General features: G+C 63.7%; 17 protein-coding genes and 1 pseudogene. 10 read left to right on the top strand and 8 right to left on the bottom strand.

Annotated features, from left to right (window positions below; all coding sequences use genetic code 11):
• Window positions 1-892: 892 nt before the first annotated feature.
• The 3 genes and pseudogenes from AC3FLX_RS25150 to AC3FLX_RS25140 all read right to left on the bottom strand — a co-directional run.
• Window positions 893-1,375: pseudogene (locus tag AC3FLX_RS25150) on the bottom strand (DUF2891 family protein); the annotation flags it as partial.
• Window positions 1,376-1,418: 43 nt separating this feature from the next.
• Entirely contained in the window at window positions 1,419-2,612 is a 1,194-nt protein-coding gene (locus AC3FLX_RS25145) for a M20 aminoacylase family protein (protein WP_488700043.1), read from the bottom strand.
• Between the two features lie 78 nt (window positions 2,613-2,690).
• The gene (locus AC3FLX_RS25140) at window positions 2,691-2,966 is read right to left on the bottom strand and encodes a hypothetical protein (protein ID WP_488700042.1); all 276 of its coding nucleotides are present in this window, start codon (window positions 2,964-2,966) and stop codon (window positions 2,691-2,693) included.
• 51 nt (window positions 2,967-3,017) lie between these two features.
• Between AC3FLX_RS25140 and AC3FLX_RS25135 the strand changes: the two genes are divergently transcribed.
• The 5 genes from AC3FLX_RS25135 to AC3FLX_RS25115 all read left to right on the top strand — a co-directional run bounded on the left by AC3FLX_RS25135 (window position 3,018) and on the right by AC3FLX_RS25115 (window position 8,767).
• Window positions 3,018-4,607, top strand: coding sequence for an ABC transporter substrate-binding protein (locus AC3FLX_RS25135; RefSeq protein WP_488700041.1), 1,590 nt, complete (start codon window positions 3,018-3,020; stop codon window positions 4,605-4,607).
• Between the two features lie 168 nt (window positions 4,608-4,775).
• Window positions 4,776-5,753 (top strand): ABC transporter permease, encoded by a 978-nt coding sequence (locus AC3FLX_RS25130; protein WP_488700040.1) that lies wholly within the window; start codon window positions 4,776-4,778, stop codon window positions 5,751-5,753.
• A 3-nt stretch (window positions 5,754-5,756) separates the two neighbouring features.
• Window positions 5,757-6,689: an ABC transporter permease gene (locus AC3FLX_RS25125; protein WP_488700039.1), complete on the top strand. Its 933-nt coding sequence runs from the start codon at window positions 5,757-5,759 to the stop codon at window positions 6,687-6,689.
• A gap of 18 nt (window positions 6,690-6,707) precedes the next feature.
• The gene (locus tag AC3FLX_RS25120) at window positions 6,708-7,706 is read left to right on the top strand and encodes an ABC transporter ATP-binding protein (protein WP_488700038.1); all 999 of its coding nucleotides are present in this window, start codon (window positions 6,708-6,710) and stop codon (window positions 7,704-7,706) included.
• Window positions 7,703-8,767: an ABC transporter ATP-binding protein gene (locus tag AC3FLX_RS25115; protein ID WP_488700037.1), complete on the top strand. Its 1,065-nt coding sequence runs from the start codon at window positions 7,703-7,705 to the stop codon at window positions 8,765-8,767. Before AC3FLX_RS25120 ends, AC3FLX_RS25115 begins: the two co-directional genes overlap by 4 nt.
• Before the next feature lie 135 nt (window positions 8,768-8,902).
• Here AC3FLX_RS25115 and AC3FLX_RS25110 read toward each other — a convergent pair whose 3' ends face one another.
• A complete protein-coding gene (locus AC3FLX_RS25110) occupies window positions 8,903-10,099 on the bottom strand; it encodes an ABC transporter substrate-binding protein (RefSeq protein ID WP_488700036.1) in 1,197 nt (398 codons plus the stop codon).
• Between the two features lie 304 nt (window positions 10,100-10,403).
• On the opposite strand from AC3FLX_RS25110, the gene AC3FLX_RS25105 reads away from it, so the two are divergent.
• The 4 genes from AC3FLX_RS25105 to AC3FLX_RS25090 all read left to right on the top strand — a co-directional run bounded on the left by AC3FLX_RS25105 (window position 10,404) and on the right by AC3FLX_RS25090 (window position 16,240).
• The gene (locus tag AC3FLX_RS25105) at window positions 10,404-12,509 is read left to right on the top strand and encodes a molybdopterin-containing oxidoreductase family protein (protein WP_488700035.1); all 2,106 of its coding nucleotides are present in this window, start codon (window positions 10,404-10,406) and stop codon (window positions 12,507-12,509) included.
• Window positions 12,506-13,642: an aminopeptidase gene (locus AC3FLX_RS25100; protein WP_488700034.1), complete on the top strand. Its 1,137-nt coding sequence runs from the start codon at window positions 12,506-12,508 to the stop codon at window positions 13,640-13,642. The genes AC3FLX_RS25105 and AC3FLX_RS25100 overlap by 4 nt, the downstream gene beginning before the upstream one ends.
• Before the next feature lie 51 nt (window positions 13,643-13,693).
• Window positions 13,694-14,362, top strand: coding sequence for a TetR/AcrR family transcriptional regulator (locus AC3FLX_RS25095; RefSeq protein WP_488700033.1), 669 nt, complete (start codon window positions 13,694-13,696; stop codon window positions 14,360-14,362).
• A 195-nt stretch (window positions 14,363-14,557) separates the two neighbouring features.
• The gene (locus AC3FLX_RS25090; protein WP_488700032.1) at window positions 14,558-16,240 is read left to right on the top strand and encodes a long-chain fatty acid--CoA ligase; all 1,683 of its coding nucleotides are present in this window, start codon (window positions 14,558-14,560) and stop codon (window positions 16,238-16,240) included.
• A gap of 57 nt (window positions 16,241-16,297) precedes the next feature.
• Here AC3FLX_RS25090 and AC3FLX_RS25085 read toward each other — a convergent pair whose 3' ends face one another.
• The 4 genes from AC3FLX_RS25085 to AC3FLX_RS25070 form a co-directional block, all read right to left on the bottom strand.
• Complete coding sequence (locus AC3FLX_RS25085; protein ID WP_488700031.1) at window positions 16,298-16,753, bottom strand: hypothetical protein; 456 nt, start codon at window positions 16,751-16,753, stop codon at window positions 16,298-16,300.
• Complete coding sequence (locus tag AC3FLX_RS25080; protein ID WP_488700030.1) at window positions 16,750-17,256, bottom strand: MarR family winged helix-turn-helix transcriptional regulator; 507 nt, start codon at window positions 17,254-17,256, stop codon at window positions 16,750-16,752. Before AC3FLX_RS25080 ends, AC3FLX_RS25085 begins: the two co-directional genes overlap by 4 nt.
• 86 nt (window positions 17,257-17,342) lie before the next feature.
• A complete protein-coding gene (locus tag AC3FLX_RS25075) occupies window positions 17,343-18,344 on the bottom strand; it encodes a Bug family tripartite tricarboxylate transporter substrate binding protein (protein WP_488700029.1) in 1,002 nt (333 codons plus the stop codon).
• A gap of 170 nt (window positions 18,345-18,514) precedes the next feature.
• Window positions 18,515-19,699, bottom strand: a complete 1,185-nt coding sequence (locus tag AC3FLX_RS25070) for a porin (protein ID WP_488700028.1) — start codon at window positions 19,697-19,699, stop codon at window positions 18,515-18,517.
• Window positions 19,700-20,039: 340 nt separating this feature from the next.
• On the opposite strand from AC3FLX_RS25070, the gene coq7 reads away from it, so the two are divergent.
• A complete protein-coding gene (gene coq7, locus AC3FLX_RS25065) occupies window positions 20,040-20,663 on the top strand; it encodes a 2-polyprenyl-3-methyl-6-methoxy-1,4-benzoquinone monooxygenase (protein ID WP_488700027.1) in 624 nt (207 codons plus the stop codon).
• Window positions 20,664-20,962: the final 299 nt, after the last annotated feature.

Genomic DNA, 20,962 nt, shown 5'->3' with positions numbered 1-20,962 from the left:
CACAAGATCGGGTAAGGACACGCCGTCGCCGGCGCATCCTCCCCTAAGAACCGTACGTGCGAGTTTCCCCGCATACGGCTCACGCTCTCGAAAAACTGTCTATGGATAAACAGTCGGCTCTCGACTTCAATTGAGCCTACGCATCGATGAACGGTCGTCGCTCAGCGCAAGCGCCGAGAGGTGCAGACGCCATAGCTGGCGCTCTTCCATGCTTCCCCTCGTTGAACCCAGACCAAGTTTCTGCGCTCGAGAACCTAGCGGAAGTCTGCTCGCTTTCGCGCGAGGCGATGTTGCAGCCCCTATCCACACGATTACGGCGCGGCATTCGCGTTTTCCGCCTTCTCATACCCGCACAGTCAACAGCTTGCCTCACGGCTCGCTTGCCACGAGGGCAACGGTACGGGCTTACCACGTTCCCGTTTCATCACACGACTGAGTAAGGACCCGCCTCTTCGCCGGTGGCGCTTACGGCGACGTGTTGCTTGATAGCAGAGCAACATCCGGCCACTTCCCATTTTGGGTCATGCCTAACAGCAGCTTTGGCATGTCAATAATAACGACGTTTATCAGCGATTCACATGTGTTGCCCATGTCAGCCAGCTTCGCATCTCAGCCCCATTGCTGCTCGGAGCTTCCACGCAGTGCCTCGCGACACTGCGCGCTTACGGACACTTTGTCGGAGCGGCTTCGCACAACGCCGTTACCAGCGATGCACGCGCTCCCAAGCTACCGCCGGTCGCACGGCGGGTTCACTACCGCACCAGACTGCATGCAGTTGAACAATGATGAAACGAGCATGCATTGCGCCTAACCAACGGCCTCATGCTTCGTGTCGCACACTATCCCTTATTTTAAGAGAGTCCTTGTGTCCTCAGATACGTGGGGCCGCTCCAGCGACATCGATGTAGTCGATGAGCCGTTCCGCAAGATGATTCGCAAGCGGCGCACAAGCCGCCGCCCAGCGGGCGGCCTGCTCGTCCTTGCGCCCCAGTGCCTCCAACTCGGCCTGGAGACGCAGCAACCACGCCCAGCCGTACGGCCGCTCGAAGGTGCGTGAACCGGGCCGTTCGAAATAGGCCAGCTCCGTGGCGATGGCTTCCGGTCGCAACTGGGCATCGAGCGTATCCCGGATCCGTCCGGCGACAGCCAGCCCGGGCCGCAAGGCAAGCAGCCGCACCAGCAGCCAGTGCATATGCACCGACGAATGCCAGTCATAGCTGCCGTAGAAGACCGGATGCAGGACGAGCGGCGCGGCGAGGTCGTTCACATCCGCCATCAGATGGTCGACCTTGTACGGATACGGACGCACGATGTTGTCGAGCGCCACCTGCGCAAAGCGCTCCGCCGTAGCGTCATCGAGCCGCGTATGGGTCATCGTGCCTCGCCCGGTATGGTCAGATCATTGCCCGATCCGGCCCTCAGGCCGGTGCCAGCCACTTCTCCACCAGCTTGACGAAGAACGTGGAGCCTACCGGCAGCAGTTCGTCATTGAAGTCATAGCTCGGGTTGTGCAGCATGCAGGGACCCATGCCGTGCCCGGCATCCCGGTGCGAGCCTTCGCCGTTGCCGATGAACAGATAGCAGCCCGGCTTCTCCTGCAACATGAAAGAGAAATCCTCGGCGCCCATCGTCGGCTCCACATTGCCGTCGACGTTGTCCGCGCCTACCAGCTCGCTGGCGATGCCCACCGCGAACTCCGCCTCGGCGGCGCTATTGATGGTCGGCGGGTAGTTACGGTGGAATTCGAAGTCGATCGTGCAATCGAATGCCTGCGCCACGGCGCGCGAAACTTCTTCCATGCGGCGCTCGATCAGGTCCAGGACTTCCACGGTGAAGGTACGGACCGTACCGCCCAGCCAGGCTTCGTTCGGCACGATGTTCGTGGCATCGCCGGCGTGGAACTGCGTGACGGAAATCACGGCGGTGTCGATCGGCCGCTTGTTGCGCGTGATGATGCCCTGCAGTGCCGATACGATCTGGGCGCTGGTGAACACCGGGTCGCAGCCATTGTGCGGCATGGCCGCATGAGCACCCTTGCCGCGCACGGTGATCTTGAATTCGTTGCTCGATGCCATCAGCGGGCCGGCCGTGGTGCCGAACGACCCGACCGGCATGCCCGGCCAGTTGTGCATGCCGAACACCGCATCACACGGAAAACGATCGAACAGACCGTCCTTGATCATTTCACGCGCGCCGCCGCCGCCTTCTTCGGCAGGCTGGAAGATCAGATGCACGGTGCCGTCGAAATTGCGATGCTCGGCCAGGTAGCGCGCGGCGCCCAACAGCATTGCGGTATGGCCATCGTGGCCGCATGCGTGCATCTTGCCCTCGTGCTGCGAGCGATGACCAAAGGTATTCGCCTCCTGCAGAGGCAGCGCATCCATGTCGGCGCGCAGGCCAATCGCGCGATTGCTGTTGCCGTTGCGGATGACGCCGACCAGCCCGGTCGTGCCCAGTCCGCGATGGACTTCGATACCCCACGACTCCAGGCTCTTTGCGACCACATCGGCCGTGCGCTGCTCCTCGAAGCACAGTTCTGGATGCGCGTGGATGTCACGTCGGATGGTTCGGATTTCGGCTTGCGCTTGCAGGATTTCGGGAATGAGCTTCATGGTGCCAGTCCAGGCGAATGGGGCAGTTGGATACCCCCGATCATACGACGGCTATCCACGAAGCGCCAAAACAAGGCGTCACCGGTACGCGCGGATCGATTGCCGTGCATTGCAGCGCGCCGTCGATGTCAGGCGGGCATACATTTGCCGCACGCTACGCATATCGATAGTGGCGCAATGCAGCATCGAGGCTTGGCCAAAAGCGGGTGGGTTTCCCCGCATGGCGGACGCCTTGTACTGCTGGAACAGTTCATGCTTGAAGTGCCCGGCCGGTCGCGCGCCACGTTGCCACGCAGAATGCCGCACCAAAATGCGGCTCGTTCTGCTTGAGAAGACAACCGGAATCAAGGTCATGCGCGGCTGATCCTAAACGCCATTTCAAGACTCCACAGGGAGAATCGCGCGATGTCCCTTCGTCACCTCAGGAAGGCTGTCGGTACGGTCCTGCTGACCGGCGCCCTCGGCTTCGGCCTGGCCGTGCAGGCCCAGGCGGCCGATCTCAAGATCGCCATGAGTTCGCCGCCGACCTCAATGGACCCGCATTTCTACAACCTCTTCTCGAACATCAACGTGTCCGAGCACGTGTTCGACACGCTGATCAAGCTTGACCCGGACAGCAAGGTCGTGCCGGGACTGGCGGAGTCATGGAAGCTCGTCAATAACCTCACGTGGGAATTCAAGCTTCGCAAGGGCGTGAAGTGGCATGACGGCACCGAACTGACGACCGAGGACGTTGCCTGGTCGCTTGATCGCCCGGCAACCATCGTCAACAGCCCGGGCAAGTTCGACGTGTACACCAAGGCGATCATCAACAAGAAGATCATCGACAAGTACACGATCCAGGTGACCACGAACCAGCCGTATCCGTTGATGCTCAACGACCTGACGTCGGTCTTCATGGTCCAGAAGAAGGCCACGCAGGGCCTGTCTTCCGATGATTTCGCACAGGGCAAGGGCATGATCGGCACGGGGCCGTTCAAGTTCGTGAGCTATGCGCGCGATGACCGGGTGGAACTGGTCAGGAGCCCGGACTACTGGGGTGCGAAGCCCGCCTGGGACAAGGTCACGCTGCGCTTCATCCCCAACCCGGCCACGCGCCTGGCCGCGCTGCTGTCGGGCGACGTGCAGGCGATCGAGAACGTGCCCACGCCGGACCTGCCGAAAGTGCGCAACGATCCCAAGCTGTCGTTCTTTTCGAAGATCTCGCACCGCGTGATCTACCTGTACTTCGACGTCAAGCGCGACAAGTCGCCGTTCGTGACGACCAAGGACGGGCAGCCGATGGACAAGAACCCGCTGAAGGACGCGCGCGTGCGCATTGCCATCAGCACGGCCATCAACCGCCAGGGCATCAAGGACCGCCTGATGGAAGGCCTGTCCGAGCCGACCAACAACCTGGTGCCGCCTACGCTGTTCGGTCACAACCCCCAGTTGAAGACGCTCAAGTACGATCCCGAGGCAGCCAAGAAGATGCTGGCTGACGCGGGTTATCCGAACGGCTTCGGGCTGACGCTGCATACGCCGAACAACCGCTACGTCAACGACGAGAAGATCGCGCAGACCATCGCGCAGAACCTCACGCGCATCGGCATCAACACCAAGGTGGAAGGCATGCCGATGGCCACGTACTCGTCGAAGGCGATCAAGCACGAGTGGTCGTTCGGTCTGGTCGGCTGGGGCGCCCAGACCGGCGAGGTCAGCTCGCCGCTGCGCGCGCTGGTGGCCTGCGAAGACTCGAAGAAGGGCTTCGGCACGACCAACTGGGGCGAGTACTGCAATCCGAAGATGGATGCGGTGCTGGAAAAGGCGCTGGCTACCGTGGATGACAACGAGCGATCCAAGCTGCTGCAGGAGGCCACGGCCATCGTGGTGCTGGACGGCGGCATCATCCCGGTTCACCATCAGGTCACCACGTGGGCCACGCAGAAGGGCATCACGTACGTGCCGCGTACCGACGAACGCACCTACGCGCACCTGTTCAAGCCTGCCCAATAAGCCAGCCGGGCTAGGCGGGGCCGCCGCGGTTTGATGGCGGCTCCGGTATGATCGCGGCCCCGGACTTCCACGAGAAGCCGGGGCGGTTTCCCCACGATGTCCCCCGTGGGCCGCGAACCCGCCGGTAGTGCGTCACAGCGCGCCGGCGAAAGGATAGGCGTCTGGAAAATGCTGGTCTTCATCATCCGGCGACTGATGCAGAGCGTGGTTGTGCTGCTGGTCATGTCGCTGCTCGTGTTTCTTGGTGTGTTTGCAATCGGCAATCCGATCGACATTCTGATCAGCCCTCAGGCTGACCAGGAAGACATCAAGCGCACCATCGCCGCGCTGGGCCTCGACAAGCCGCTCTGGGAACAGTATTGGATCTTTCTGCAGAACGCGCTGCACGGTAACCTGGGCACGTCGTTCGCGCATGGCACCCCGGCACTCAAGCTGATCTTCGAACGCATGCCCGCCACGATGGAGCTGGCCGTGTGCGCCATCCTGCTGGCTATCGTGCTCGGCATTCCGCTAGGCCTCTGGGCCGGGCTGCGACCGAACAGAGTGGCTGGCAAGACCATCATGACCGTGTCGATCCTGGGCTTTTCGCTGCCCACGTTCTGGGTCGGGCTGATGCTGATCATGGTCTTTGCCGTGCAGTTGGGCTGGCTGCCGTCGAATGGCCGGGGCGAAACGATCCGCGTGCTCGGCGTGCCGTTGAGCTTCCTGACCGTCGACGGCATACGTCACCTCATTCTTCCGGCCGTGACGCTGTCGCTGCTGAACATTGCGATGGTGATCCGGCTCACTCGCGCGGGCACGCAGGAAGCGATGCTGCAGGACTACGTGAAGTTTGCGCGTGCCAAAGGGCTGTCGAACACGCGGATCGTCGGCGTCCACGTACTGAAAAACATCCTGATCCCGATTGTCACCGTGATTGCGCTGCAGTTCGGCTCGATCATCGCCTTTGCCATCGTCACCGAGTCGATCTTCGCGTGGCCGGGCATGGGCAAGCTGATCATCGATTCGATCCAGCTGCTGGACCGCCCCGTGATCGTCGCCTACCTGATGGTGATCGTGACGCTGTTTATCCTGATCAACCTCGTGGTGGACATCGTCTACAGCATGCTCGATCCGCGCGTGCGCATCGCCGACAACAAGGGGTAAGCCATGAGCTCATCGACCATTCCCGAGCAGGCACCCGCTCAACCCGCGAAGTCCGCCAAGGAAGAGACGCCACGGCGCCGCTTTGCACGGCAGTTCCTTGAAAGCAAGCTGGCCGTGCTGGGCCTGGTGACGCTGCTGCTGATCGTGCTGATCGCGATCTTCGCGCCGTTGCTGGCGCCGCAGAATCCCTATGACCTGGCCACGCTCGATGTGCTCGATGCGCGTCTGGCGCCGGGCGAGCAGTCGGGCGGCGGCATGACGTTCGTCATGGGGTCCGACGAGCAGGGCCGCGACATGTTGTCCGCGGTGATGTACGGCCTGCGCATCAGTGTGGGCGTGGGCGTGGTCAGCACCGTGATCGCGCTGTTGCTGGGTGCCACGCTGGGTCTGCTGGCGGGCTTTATCGGCGGCCGGACCGAGGCATTCATCATGCGCGTGGCGGATCTGCAGCTATCGTTCCCGCCCATTCTGCTGGCCCTGATCCTGCTGGCGTTTCTGCGCCCCGGCATCGGCAATATCGTGATCGCGCTGGTAGCGGTGCAATGGGCGTACTACGCTCGCACCACGCGCAGTGCGGCGCTGGTGGAGCGGCGCAAGGAATATATCGAGGCGGCCACCTGCCTCGGCCTGCCGCCCCAGCGCATCATGTTCCGGCATCTGCTGCCCAATTGCCTGCCGCCACTGATCGTGATTGCCGCGCTGCAGGTAGCCTCGGCGATCACGCTCGAAGCCACGCTGTCATTCCTGGGGCTGGGCGTGCCGGTTACGGAGCCGTCGCTGGGCATGCTGATCGCTAATGGCCAGCAGTACATGCTGTCGGGCAAGTACTGGATCAGCTTCTTTCCGGGCATCGCGCTCGTTGTCACCATCGTGGCGATGAACCTGGTGGCGGACCAGTTGCGCGATGTGCTGAACCCGCGCCTGCAGACGCAATAAGCAACCAGGAGCGCCAACATGACACAGCCAACCCTGGTCGTTGAAAACCTGAAGACGCAGTTCTTTACACGCGCCGGCGTGGCCAAGGCCGTGGACGATGTCTCGTTCTCGGTCGGCCGCGGCGAGATCCTGGGCCTGGTCGGCGAGTCCGGTTCGGGCAAGTCGATGACCGGCTATTCGATCATGGGTCTGATCGATCCGCCGGGGAAGGTCGTCGACGGACGTATCGCGCTCACCAGCCGCGATGGCGTGACGCGCGACCTGCGCGCGCTGACGCCGGCGCAGCAGCGCGACGTGCGCGGCAACCGCATCGCGATGATCTTTCAAGATCCGATGATGACGTTGAACCCGGTGCTGCGCATCGACACCCAGATGATTGAGGCAGTGCGCGCCCACGACGACGTCAGCCGCGCCGCCGCACGCGAGCGCGCGCGCAACGCGCTGGCACGCGTGGGCATTCCATCGCCGGACGAACGCTTGCAGGCCTATCCGCATCAGTTCTCGGGCGGCATGCGCCAGCGCGTGGCAATCGCCATTGCGCTGTTGAACAAGCCGGACCTGATCATTGCCGATGAGCCGACCACGGCGCTCGACGTGACCATCCAAGGCCAGATCCTCTACGAGATGCAGACGCTGTGCCGCGAGTCGGGCACGGCACTGATCTGGATCACGCATGACCTGTCCGTGGTCGCCGGCCTGGCCGACAAGGTCTGCGTGATGTACGCGGGCAAGATCGTCGAATCGGGCGATGTCCGCCAGGTGCTGGAGCGTCCCGAGCATCCGTACACGCACGGGCTGATCGGCTCGGCGCCGTCGCGTAACCCGCGCGGCGCACCACTGCGGCAGATTCCCGGCATGACCCCTTCGCTGCTGAATCTTCCGGGCGGCTGCTCGTTCCGCAATCGCTGCCCCTATGCCACGGATGTTTGCAAGACCGACCCGCCGCTGGAGATTTCGCCAGACGGCCGCCAGTTGCGCTGCTTCCACCCGGTGCATGTCCAGCAGGAGGCCGCATGAGTACCCCAGTAATCGATACGCCGAACGCTGCCGCATCGCACGTGGCCACTGATACGGCCACGCCGCCGGCACCATTGCTGGAACTGCGCGGTGTTTCCAAGCGCTTCGTCAAAACGCTCGACGTGGCGGCCAAGATCGCCAATGTGTTTGGTGCGAAGCAAAAGATGGAAGTCGTGCACGCCGTCGACAAGGTGGACCTGGCCATCCGCACCGGTGAGGTGGTCGGTCTGGTCGGCGAATCCGGATGCGGCAAATCGACGCTCGGCCGCATGGCGGTGGGCCTGCATTCGCTGACCGAAGGCGAGCGGCTCTGGCGCGGCACGGACCTGGACCGCCTGCCGCCGGACAAGCGGCGCGAGAAACAACTGGCGATCCAGATGATCTTCCAGGACCCCTATGCGTCGCTGAACCCGCGCCTGCGCGTGCTCGATATCGTCGGCGAGGCGCCCGTGGTGCATGGCATGGTGGAAAAGGGCGCGCAGCAGGCCTACGTGGAAGACATGCTCGTGCGGGTGGGCATGGACCCGACGGTGCTGCGACGGTTTCCGCATCAGTTCTCGGGTGGGCAGCGGGCGCGTGTCGGTATTGCGCGGGCGTTGGCGGTCAAGCCGGAGTTTCTTGTCTGCGATGAATCCGTGGCGGCGCTCGACGTGTCGATCCAGGCTCAGGTCCTGAACCTCTTCATGCGCCTGCGCGAAGAGTTGAACCTGACCTATCTGTTCATCAGCCACGACCTGGGCGTGGTCAAGCACATCAGCGACCGGGTGGTGATCATGTATCTGGGTCGCGTGGTGGAGTCGGCCCCGACCGAGGAAGTCTTTTCCTCCCCGAATCACCCGTACACGCAGGCATTGCTGGCGGAAGCACCGAAGCTGGAGGTCGGCAAGAAGACGTATGTGGCGATTCGCGGCGAAATTCCGTCACCGCTCAATCCGCCGATGGGCTGCCACTTTCATCCGCGCTGCCCGCACGCGATGCCGCGCTGCAAGGAGGAACAGCCGGTGTTGAAGGAGATCGCGCCGCTAAGGTGGTCGGCGTGCCATTTGAATGACATGACCTGAGGTGAGGCCGGGGAGAGGGCGAAGCCAGCAAGACCGTTCCATCAACGACGAGTCAAGATTTGAACTGCCACGCCCTCTCGTCCAACCCTTCCCCCCTGCATAGCAGAGGGGAGTACAACGACAGCAACTCACCAATCAGCGAATCACCACGCCACGCGAATTGATGATCGTCATTTCGACGAACTTCGAGCCCACGTGGTTATCGGGGCCGAACTGGACGATGAACCCGCCCAGGTCGACGTTGCGCATGCTTTCCACGGCCGTCACAAAGCGGTCGCGCGTCAGATCCTTACCGGCGCGACGCAAGCCTTCCACGAACGCCTTGGCGCCGATAAAGCCTTCGATACTGGCATAGTCGAACTCGTTCTGCTTGCCGGCGGCCTGTAGCAGGCGCAGATACTCGCGCACGACCGGCAGCGTGGCATTGCCCGGATGCGGCATCACCTGCGAGATGATCACGCCGCTGCCTTGCGGGCCGACTTCCTTGGCCAGCGCCTGCGTGCCGACGAACGACACGTTGTAGAACTGCCCGCTATAGCCGCGCCGCAGTGCCTCCTTCACGAAGGAGCCTGCCGTGCGGTATGCGCTGATCAGAACAACGGCGTCGGGCTTGGCCTTCATGGCCTCCTGCATCGCGTCGCCGATTTCCACGGTGTTGCGGACCACGCTGGATTGGGCCACCAGCACTACGCCGCTATCGGCGGGCAGCGCCTTGACGGCGTGTTCGATACCCGCAAGGCCGGCCTTGCCGTAGCCGTCGTCGTTGTAGACCACGGCGATGCGCTTCAGACCCGTGGTGCGGATCTGGCGCACGATGGCGGCGGTTTCTTCCTCGTAGCCCGCGCGCACATGGAACACATAGCGGCTGTGCGGAGCGCGCAGCGTCTGCGCGCCGCTGAACGGCGCAAAGAACGGAATGCGCGCCTGGTTGACCTGCGGCAGCACGGCCTGGCTGGTGGGCGTGCCCACGTATCCGAACAGTGCGAAGACCCGGTCTTCCTCGATCAGCTTCTTCGTATTCTTGACGGCGTCGTCGGGTTCATAGGCGTCGTCCAGCACCTTGAGTTCGATCTTGCGGCCGAACACGCCACCGTGGCTGTTGATGTAGTCGAAGTAGAGGCGGGCGCCGGCGTTCATCTGCTTGCCCAGCACGGCCGTGGGGCCGGACAGCGCGGCCGATTGGCCCAGCAGGATCGTGTCGGCGGTCACGCCGGCCTCGGCGGGCGTGGTATTGGCGGCAAACGCGGCGCCAGACGCGCCACCGGCCGCGAGCGCGGCCGCCATCATCAGGCCGACAAACTGCCGGCGCTGGACCCCAGAAGTGAAACCCATGTGAATCCCCGTCAAAAATCCGTAAAACGTTTATCGTTGCTTATTGCTGCTTTCGGACCCCGCGGACCCCGTCCGGATCTTGTGCCGGTACGGGTCCCGGCCCACTGAGCCGGACAGAACCGGGCGGGCCCGGACTGCGCCGGCACATCATAATCGAATACAATCGGAGCCAAACAATTTCTCCCGGTCCGGAATGTTCGGCCGAGGCCACTGCGCCACAGTCGTCGTTGACAAGCGCGCAGGCCATCCGCCCCTCAATGCCCGCACCGGGCGCCCCCACAGCCTGATCGCCCGCCCCTCCGCTATGGCCACCCGCATCGTTCGTGCCGCTTGTCCCCATGATTGTCCCGATACCTGTGCCCTGCTCGTCACCGTCGAGGATGGCCGGGCCACCAAGGTAGCGGGTGACCCGGACCATCCCAATACGGGAGGCGTGCTTTGCACCAAGGTGTCGCGCTACACCGAGCGTACGTATCACCCCGACCGTGTGCTGACCCCGCTGCGGCGGGTCGGCAAGAAGGGCGAGGGCAAGTTCGAACCGATCTCGTGGGACGAGGCGCTCGGCGAGATCGCCACACGGCTGACGGCCATCGCCGCTCGCAACCCCGAAGCCATTGTCCCGTACAGCTACGCGGGCACGATGGGCCTGGTGCAGGGCGAAAGCATGGCCGCGCGCTTCTTCCACAAGCTTGGTGCGTCGCTGCTCGATCGCACGATCTGTGCCAATGCCGGCGCCACGGCGCTGCGCTACACCTACGGCGCGAGCGTCGGGATGGACATGGAGCAGGTGGTCGATGCCAAGCTCGTGATCATCTGGGGCGGCAACCCGATTGCATCGAACCTGCACTTCTGGACCCGTGCGCAGGAGGCCAAGCGCCGTGGCGCCACGCTGGTGGCGATCGATCCGTATCGGTCGCTGACGGCCGAGAAGTGCCACCGCCATATCGCGCCGATGCCCGGCACCGATGGCGCGCTGGCGCTGGCGATGATCCATATCCTCATCCGCGACGGCCTGCTGGACCACGACTACATCGCGCAGCACACGGTGGGCTTCGACGCGCTGCGTGAGCGCGCGATGGATTTCCCGCCCGCCCGCGCGGCGGAGATCTGCGGCGTGGCCGTCGAGGACATCGAATGGCTGGCTGGCCTGTACGGCCAGCTCGCGGTCACGGAGCGCCAGCCCGTGGCCATCCGCCTGAACTATGGCGTGCAGCGCGTGCGCGGTGGCGGCCAGGCGGTTCGTGCCGTGGCCTGCCTGCCGTCGCTGGTAGGGGCGTGGCGCCATGCGGCCGGCGGCCTGCAACTGTCCACGTCGGGTTTCTTCCCGGTCGACAATGCAACGCTGCAGCGCCCCGACCTGCTGCCGAACTGGCCGCAAGTGCCGCGCACCGTGAACATGAGCACGATCGGTGACGCGCTGCTGGACGATGGCACGCGCGGCAATGGCCCGAAGATCGAGGCAGTCGTGGTCTACAACAGCAATCCCGTGGCGGTGGCGCCGGAATCGACCAAGGTGGCACAGGGTTTCGGGCGCGAAGACCTGTTCACGGTGGTGCTGGAACACTTCCGTACCGACACCGCTGACCACGCGGACATCGTGCTGCCGGCCACCACGCAGCTGGAACACGTGGATGTGCACAAGACTTACGGTCACGTGTACTTCATGGCCAACAACCAGTCCGTGGCACCGCTGGGCCAGGCGCTGCCGAACACCGAGATCTTCCGCCGGCTGGCCGCACGGATGGGATTCACCGATCCGTGCTTTGCCGATAGCGACGACACGATTGCCGGACAGGCGATCCTGCGCAATGACAAGCGTGCCGAGGGCATCAGCTGGGAAACGCTGAAGGAAAAGGGCTGGCAGCGCCTCAATATTGCCGCCGCGCCGTTTGCCGAAGGGGGCTTCCCGTCACCGTCGGGCAAGTGCGAGTTCTATTCGGAAGCGATGCAGCGCGATGGGCTGGACCCCGTGCCAGCCTATGTACCGCCATATGAGGCGCCGTCATCGGCCCCCGAACTGGCGGCGAAATACCCGCTGGCGATGATTTCGCCGCCGGCGCGCAACTTCCTGAACAGCTCCTTCGTCAATGTCGACAGCCTGCGCGCCACGGAAGGCGAGCCGCATCTCGATATTCATCCGGCCGACGCCGCGGCGCGCGGCATCGTCCACGGCGATTTGGTCCGCGCCTACAACGGCCGCGGCAGCATGCAGGCGCGCGCGCGCGTGACCGACCGCGCCAGGCAGGGCCTGGTGGTGGGCCTGTCGATCTGGTGGAAGAAGCTGGCGCCGGACGGCAAGAACGCCAACGAACTGACCAGCCAGTACCTGACCGATCTTGGCCGCGCGCCGGTCTTTTATGATTGCCTCGTGGAAGTGGAGGCGGTGCGGGCCGAGGCGCTGGCGTCATGAAACGGCGGCCGGCCTCCCGGCGCCTGGCGGGTATCGTCGCGGTACTCGCCTTGGCGGCGCTGGCGGCCGGCTGCGATACGGTCGGTTACTACTATCAGTCGATCGGCGGCCACCTGGGCGTGATGGCTTCGGCGCAGTCGCTCGACGATGCGATCGCCACCGCGAACGGTGCCAACGATGCCAGGCTGGCACAGCGCCTGGAACTGGCGCGCCGCATCCGCGACTACGCGTCGCGCGAGCTGAAGCTGCCCGACAACGGCAGTTATCGCCGCTACGCCAATTTGCATCGGCCTTACGTGGTGTGGAGCGTCTTTGCCACGCCCGAGCTGTCGATGGATCTGCACAAGTGGTGTTTCCCGATCGTGGGCTGCATCACGTATCGCGGCTACTACAGCCAGGACGATGCCGATCACTATGCCAAGGGTTTGCGCCGCGAAGGCTTCGAAACCTATGTCGCGGGTATCCCGGCCTATTCGACGCTCGGCTATTTCGACGATCCGCTACTCAATACCTTCGTCTACCAGCCCGAGGGCGAACTGGCGCGACTGATTTTCCACGAGCTGGCGCACCAGGTGGTCTACGTGCGCAACGACACCGCGTTCAACGAGTCGTTTGCCACGGCCGTGGAAGTGGCCGGCGTGGAGCGCTGGCTGGCGCAGGACGGCTCGGTCGACGCGCGCGCCAGCTACAGGATCTACGATGGCCGGCGCCGCCAGTTCCGCGAGATGCTGCTCGGCACCCGCGACAAGCTCGTGACGCTGTACAAGTCTCCGCTCGACGATGAAGCCAAGCGCCAGGGCAAGGCGCGGATCTTCGACGAACTGCGCCGGGAATACGCGGCGCTGAAGGTCGAATGGGCTGGCTATACTGGCTACGACCGCTGGTTCGACCAGCCGCTGACCAACGCCCACCTGGCCGCCGTGGCCACATACCAGCAGTGGGTGCCGGCTTTCACGGCACTGCTGGCGCAGTCGGGTGGCGACTGGGACCGTTTCTATGACGCCGCGCGCAAGATTGGCGATCTGCCGCCCGCGCAGCGCGACGCCGCCCTGCGCAAGCTGGCGCCGCCCGCCACGGAAGTCACGCCGCTGACCGCGCGCGGCGGTGCCGCAGTCGATACAGCGAAACCCTGACACGGGAGTTTCCCAATGGTGACGCTCGCCGCGCATGCGAAAATGGCGGCCATGTCTCATGCCCCCCGAAAACCCGGCAATCCGCCGCGCGCTACCGAAGCCGCCACGCTGAGCGACGACGGACCGGCGCGCTCGCATATTGCCGAGCGCCAGGAAGCACGCCGCCGTCAGATCCTGGATACGGCCGCGCAGCTTTTCTACACGAAGGGCTATCCGGGCATGACGATGAACGACCTGTGCCGGGCCTTGGGCGTGACCAAGCCGGCGGTCTACTATTACTTCGCCGACAAGTACGAGATATTCGACATCCTGTGCCGTGAATCGGCGCAGACCTGCCTGCCCGTGATCCGGGAAACGGCCAATCCGTCGCTGCCGGTACGTGAACGGCTGCACACCTGCCTGCTGGAAATGGCACGCCGCTGCGTCAGATGCCATGTGGCCGCGGCACTGAGCTTTCGTGACAACCAGTACCTGAAGCCCGATACCGTGGCGTGGCTCAACACGATGGCGCGCGATTTCTACCGCGACCTTTACGTGCTGCTGGAGGAAGGGCGCGCTGCCGGTGTATTCGCGTTCGGCGATGCGCGGGTGACAGCCCATTCGATGGGTGGCGTGATCGGTTTCATGTACACCTGGCACGAGCCGGGGCGCATGGACCCGGAAGTGCTGGCCCAGGAGCTGGCGCAGAACATGATGAAGCTGGTGCTGCCCCCGGCTTGATCATTGCCAAGGTTTGCAACATTCGTCGCAAAGTAGGTCAGGGTATTCCCTCGATTCCCATGATGGGTGGCGCATAATTCACGATTTCGACGGTCCAATTCGTGGAGGACTTCGTCTAACGGGTTGTCTTTACATAGGCCCCGCGTTTAGCATTCCCAAAAAATCGAACGACCATTCAGAAATTCAGGAGACGGTATGGAAAAGCTGTGGCTGAAAAACTATCCGGCAGGCGTACCGGCAGAGATCGACGCCAGCCAGTTCCGTTCGCTGGCCCAGTTGCTCGAGCATTCGTTCCGTACCTACGCCGACCGCCGCGCGTTCATCTGCATGGACAAGGCCATTACCTACGGCGAACTGGACCAGATGTCGAGTCAGTTTGCCGCGTGGCTGCAGTTGCGCGGCCTGCGTCCCGGCGCGCGCGTGGCCATCATGATGCCGAACGTGCTGCAATACCCGGTGGTGCTGGCCGCGGTGCTGCGCGCCGGCTACGTGGTGGTCAACGTCAATCCGCTGTACACGCCGCGCGAGCTTGAGCATCAGCTCAAGGACAGCGGCGCCGAGGCCATCGTCATCCTGGAAAACTTCGCGTCCACGCTGCAGGCGGTGCTGCCGGCCACGCCGGTCAAACACGTGGTGGTGGCCAGCATGGGTGACTTGCTGGGCGGGCTGAAGGGCGCCATCGTCAATTTCGTTGTGCGCAACGTCAAGAAGATGGTGCCGGCCTGGGAACTGCCCAACTGCGTACGCTTCAACGATGTGCTGGCCGAGGGCCGCAAGATGGAACTCAAGCCGGTGAGCACCGGCCCGGACGACATCGCGTTCCTGCAGTACACGGGCGGCACCACGGGCGTGTCGAAGGGCGCCACGCTGCTGCATCGGAACATCGTGGCCAACGTGCTGCAGTCCGAAGCCTGGATGCAGCCGGCCCTGGCCAAGGGCGCGCATATCGACCAGGTGGTGACGATTACCGCGCTGCCGCTGTATCACATCTTCGCGCTGACGGTCTGCTGCCTGCTGGGCATGCGCAGCGGCGGCCTGAGCATCCTGATTCCGAATCCGCGCGACATTCCGGGCTTTATCAAGGAACTGCAGAAGTACAAGTTCCATATGTTCCCGGCCGTGAACACGCTCTACAACGCACTGCTGAACCATCCCGACTTCGGCAAGATCGACTGCTCCGGCCTGCGCGTGGCCAACGGCGGCGGCATGGCCGTGCAGGAAGCGGTGGCCAAGAACTGGCTGGCCAAGACTGGCTGCCCGATCATCGAAGGCTACGGTCTGTCGGAAACGTCGCCGTCGGCCACCTGCAATCCGACCGATTCTGATGCGTTCTCGGGCACCATCGGCCTGCCGCTGCCGTCGACCGAGGTGTCGATCCGTGACGACGACGGCAACGAACTGCCGCTGGGCCAGCCGGGCGAAATCTGCCTGCGTGGCCCGCAGGTGATGGCCGGATACTGGAATCGCCCGGACGAGACCGCCAAGGTCATGACCCCGGACGGCTTCTTCAAGACCGGCGACATCGGCGTGATGGACGAGCGCGGCTACACGAAGATCGTCGACCGCAAGAAGGACATGATCCTGGTGTCGGGCTTCAACGTGTATCCGAACGAGGTGGAAGGCGTGGTCGCCGAATGCCCGGGCGTGCTCGAAGTCGCGGCCGTCGGCGTGCCGGACCAGCACTCGGGCGAAGTGGTCAAGCTGTTCGTGGTCAAGAAGGATCCGGCGCTGTCAGAGGCCGATGTGATCGCGTTCTGCAAGGACCGACTGACCGGCTACAAGCGTCCCAAGTACGTCGAGTTCCGTACCGAACTGCCGAAGACCAACGTCGGCAAGATCCTGCGGCGGGAGTTGCGGGATAGCCGCAAGGCGGCGTAAGTCAGCCGATTCGGCCAGTCTTGCTCCGCTCTCCCGCACGCGGGAAAGCGGAGTCACTCAGCATTCGTTCGACGGCGCCATCTGCGGCTGAGTCGATCCATCCGGATAGATCAGCCGCACGCATGTGCCTGGCTCCAGCCCTGGGGCTGCCGGGCCGTTGACCTGGGCCACCATGCCATCGGTGGTCCTGACCTTGTACTGGTACACGTCCACCTGTGCCGGCGGTGGCGGCGGATTGAGCAGCCGCGTCAGGTCCACCGAGAATCCCACGCCCACACCTCCGCCGCCGCCACCACCACCAGCGGCCACGCCGCCGACTCCCATGCCATATCCGCCATAGCTGCCGCCTTGCGGCACCTCGATGCGGGACAGGAACGTCTTCTCGGTCACGCGCCCGAGCTTGATCGTGGCGTTGACCGGCGTGATCTGCGGACCCGCCGGGGTGCTACTGCAAGCGCAGGCCAGCGCGGTGGCGCACAGCGCGGGAATCCATCGGTAAGCGATACGGGTCATGGTGTGATCAGGCTGGACTTGAGGCGGCCCAGTAGTCGGAAAAGGGCGCGCCGATCGGTTTCGGCAAGTCCCGAGAACATTTGTTCCACCCAGGTTTCATGGGCGCTCGCCATGCGCGAGAAAGCCTCGCGGCCCGCCGGTGTCAGACGGATCAGATAGGCACGGCGGTCAGTGGGCAAGGCTTCGCGCGTGACCAGGCCCTCGTGCTGGAGTTGGTCCGTGATGCCGGTCACATTGCCGCCGGTCACCATCATGCGGCGTGACAGTTCTCCCATCTTGAGGCCTTCGGGGTGCCGGTCGAGCTGCGACATCAGGTCGAAGCGGGGCAGCGTCACGGCAAAGTCCTGGCGCAGGCGCGAGCGGATATCGCCTTCGATCAGCGTGGTGCAGGTGAGCAGGCGCAGCCAGAGCCGCAGCGCCTCATGTTCCGAGTCGCCGGCACTGGTCTCCAGATCGACCTGCGTGTCATCGGCGGCGCTGCTGGCGGCGGAAGGATTGGGCATCGTGATTCGGGCAGCTCGAACATTTGATGCCTCAAGTATATGCGCTGCCCGCTCTTCTCCCTATCGGATCGATCAAGTCCGGACGATCAGTCGACCTTGGCGCCCGAATCCTTGACGACCTTGGCCCACTTGACGGTTTCCGACCGGATCAGCGCCGCGAACTGCTCGGGCGTGTTGCCTACCGGATCGGCGCCTTGCGCCATCAGCCGTTCGCGCACGGCGGGCGTGCTGAGGCTCTTGGCCACTTCCTGCTGGATGCGGTGGATGATGTCGGGCGGCGTGCCGGCCGGCGCCAGCAGCCCGAACCACGAGCTGGCCTCGAAGTTCGGCAGATTGGCGGCCTGTGCCACCGTGGGAATGCCGGGCAGGGCCGGCGACGGCTTGGCGCTGGTCACGGCCAGTGCCTTGAGCTTGCCGGACTTGATCAGCTGCATCGACGACGGCAGATTGTCGAACATGAGCTGCATCGTGCCGCCGCTCAAATCGGTCAGTGCCGGGCCGCTGCCGCGGTACGGGAAATGGACCATGAAGGTCTTGGTCTGCGTCTTGAACAGCTCGCCGGCCAGGTGGATGGACGTCCCGTTGCCGCTCGATGCCATGTTCAGCTTGCCGGGGTTGGCGCGTGCATAGGCGATCAAATCGTTGACCGAGTTGATCTTGTTCTGCTGGGCAAACGCGGGGTTGACCACCAGTACGTTCGGCACCGCGGCCACCAGGGTGATCGGCGCGAAATCCTTGATCGGATCGAACGGCAGCTTGCCGTACAGGGACTGGTTGATGCCGTGCGTGCCCACGGTGCCCATCAGCAGCGTGTAGCCATCGGGCGCCGACTTGGCCACGATATCGGAGCCGATGTTGCCGCCCGCGCCGGGTTTGTTGTCGACCACCACGTTCCAGCCGGGCAGCTTGGACAATTCCGCCGACACCGCGCGCGCCATGATGTCGGTCGTACCACCAGCCGGGAACGGCACGACCAGCCGGATCGGCTTGGACGGATAGGCATCGCTGGCATGGACGGACGCCACGGCCAGCGGCCCGAAGGCGATCGACAGAAGCAGCGCGAGGGTGCGCCGGCGAGGTTGGTACATGGCAATGTCTCCAGGTAAGGCGGCCGGGTGTTCCGGTCTGCAGGCCATTCTAGTCGGGCGCGCGCCACTTCGCGGATGAGGTGAAACCCGTTGAGACATTCACGCGCGGGCATGAAAAAAGGCGCCCGGAGGCGCCTTGAAAAAAGGAACAATGTCGAACGAACTGACGGTCAGAACTTGTGGCGGATACCCACTGCCACACCCACTTGGCTGGTCTTGCCCTGCTGCAGCGGGTAGCCGTTCGCAAAGCTCACGGCCGAGGTGTCGAAGTTCAGGCCCGAGTTCTTCACGTAGCCGGCCGTCAGGTAGACGTCGGTACGCTTCGAGAAGTTGTAGTCGGCCACGAAGCTGATCTGCCACGGGTTCTTCGGGTTGTCCTGCACGAAGGCGGACGATGCGCGCATCGTCTTCACATCGTCGTAGAAGTACGCCAGCGTCAGGCCCAGCGGCGCGGTGACCTGGTAGTTCACGCCGAACCAGTAGTAGTTGTCGCGCAGCAGTTCGTTGTCGTTGGCGTCGGTGGTGCGGCCATAACGGTAGCCGGCCATGACCTTCGCCGGGCCGAACTGGTAGCTGGCCGCGGTACCCACCTTGCGCGAACGGCCGGGCTGGCCGATCGTGATCGTCGGACGCCATTCGTCGTACGCGATCGTCAGGCCCAGCGGGCCGCTCATGTACAGCACGCCGGCACCGCCGCCCGCGTTGTTGTTGAAGTTGCCAGGCGTTTCGCCAGCGCCAGCGCCAGCCAGCGGCACGGGGCCGATCGCGGCCACGCCCGTGCCGAAGCTCCAGTGCGCCTCGGCGGTGACCGGGCCGAACACGGCCGTGTACTTGACGGTGTTGTCCGAACGGAAGTTGGTGCCCAGCTGTGCCACCACCGGTTCGTAGATCGTTGCGTAGCCGGTAGGCGAGAAGTTCGCGAACATATCGAACATCGTCGTGTACTGGCGACCGAACGTCAGACGGCCGTAGCTATCGCTCTGCAGGCCGAGGAAAGCCTGACGGCCGAACAGACGGCCACCCTGCTGCGAAACGCCGTTGTCGAGACCGAAGCCGCTTTCCAGCACGAACAGTGCCTTCAGGCCGCCGCCCAGGTCCTCGGTGCCACGCAGACCCCAACGCGAACCGGACAGGCCGCCGCCGGTTTGCAGGCCGACGCGGCTGCCGCCACCGGGCAGCGAAGGCGGGCGTCCGTTCGGACCCCAGGATGCGGGATTGGTGTTGAAGCCGGGTGCCAGGTTGTTGTTGTATTCAATTGGCAGGTCGACAACGCCGTAAAGGGTCACGCTCGTTTGCGCATTTGCAGCCGTGGCAAAAGCGCTCATCGCGGCAAGCGCGAGTAGCGATTTTTTCATGCTGGGTGATCTCCACTTAAGAATTATTAGTTGAAGCTATGCGGAAGGACCTCCTGTCAGCCCTCTTCATCCCTCCGTGCTTGACTTCCTTGGAAGCTGCCGATCACTCTAGCAAAAGCTCTATTTTTTTGACCCTGTGGTAAACGTCTTGTCTGGTTTTCACAACTCAGGGTTATTGGGGACCCGGCCTTAGCGAAAAGGCGCCATTGCGGGAAATTGCGCAAACCTGCACAAAATCGCGCGGGTACAATGCGGGAAATCCCGAAAAGATGTCGAGGGGAAGCTCTACCCATCAGTGGGGCATGCAGGCATTGCATCCGCAGACCATTCTTTGACACGCATGGACACGTTGATTCGAGAATTCGATGTCGCGCTGCGCGCCATCGCAGGGGCAACCCGCGCCGGACGCGATAATCCGGCTGACCGGCTAACGCCGGATACCGAGCAGTTGAGTCCCGAGGAACGCCGGCACGTGGCTGGGCTCATGCGCATCAACCATGTCGGCGAGGTTTGTGCCCAGGCCCTGTACCAGGCCCAGAAGCTGGCCGCGCACAGCGCACCGGTGCGCGCGCAGATGGATGCCGCCGCGCGCGAGGAAGAAGATCACCTGGCGTGGTGCGCCGAGCGGCTGCGTGAGCTTGGGTCGCGGCCCAGCCTGCTTAACCCGCTCTGGTATGCCGGGGCTTTTGCCATCGGCTTCGTGGCCGGCCGCGTTGGTGACCGGGTCAGCCTTGGCTTCGTGGCCGAGACCGAGCAGCAGGTCGAGCACCATCTGAACGGACACCTCGACCGCCTGCCCGCCGCCGACGGCCGTTCGCGTGCCATCCTCGAACAGATGCGTGATGACGAGATACGCCACGGCGACGCTGCGCGCGATGCGGGCGGCGTGCCGCTGCCGAGTCTGGTCCGGTCGCTAATGCGCGCGGCATCGAAGGTCATGACCACCACCGCCTATCGCATCTAGCTGTATCGGGTCCTGCCGCATGCGTAATGGAATGGCGACGAGCGTGTACGTATCGTCGCCATTTTCATTTTCGACGTGTACCTGAACGCTGCCTCACGCAGCTGTGGAAAACCGCCGCCAGCCCTTGTTTGGGCGGGGCTGGCGGCAAAACGTTGTATCCTTCCCGACGGCGTAGATGCGGATGCAATTCCCGCTGTCAGCAGTCCTCCCTCAGATAGTTCTCAGGTGGTTTCTCTGCTTTCCTCCCCAAGTGCTTCATTTCATTAAGGATTCACTGTTGCGGTGCGTGAAGTTGGCGC

The organism is Cupriavidus sp. 291-E7, assembly GCF_057798835.1.
The sequence above is the reverse complement of the archived record's forward strand: the minus strand, read 5'-3'. Positions and strand labels throughout refer to the sequence as shown.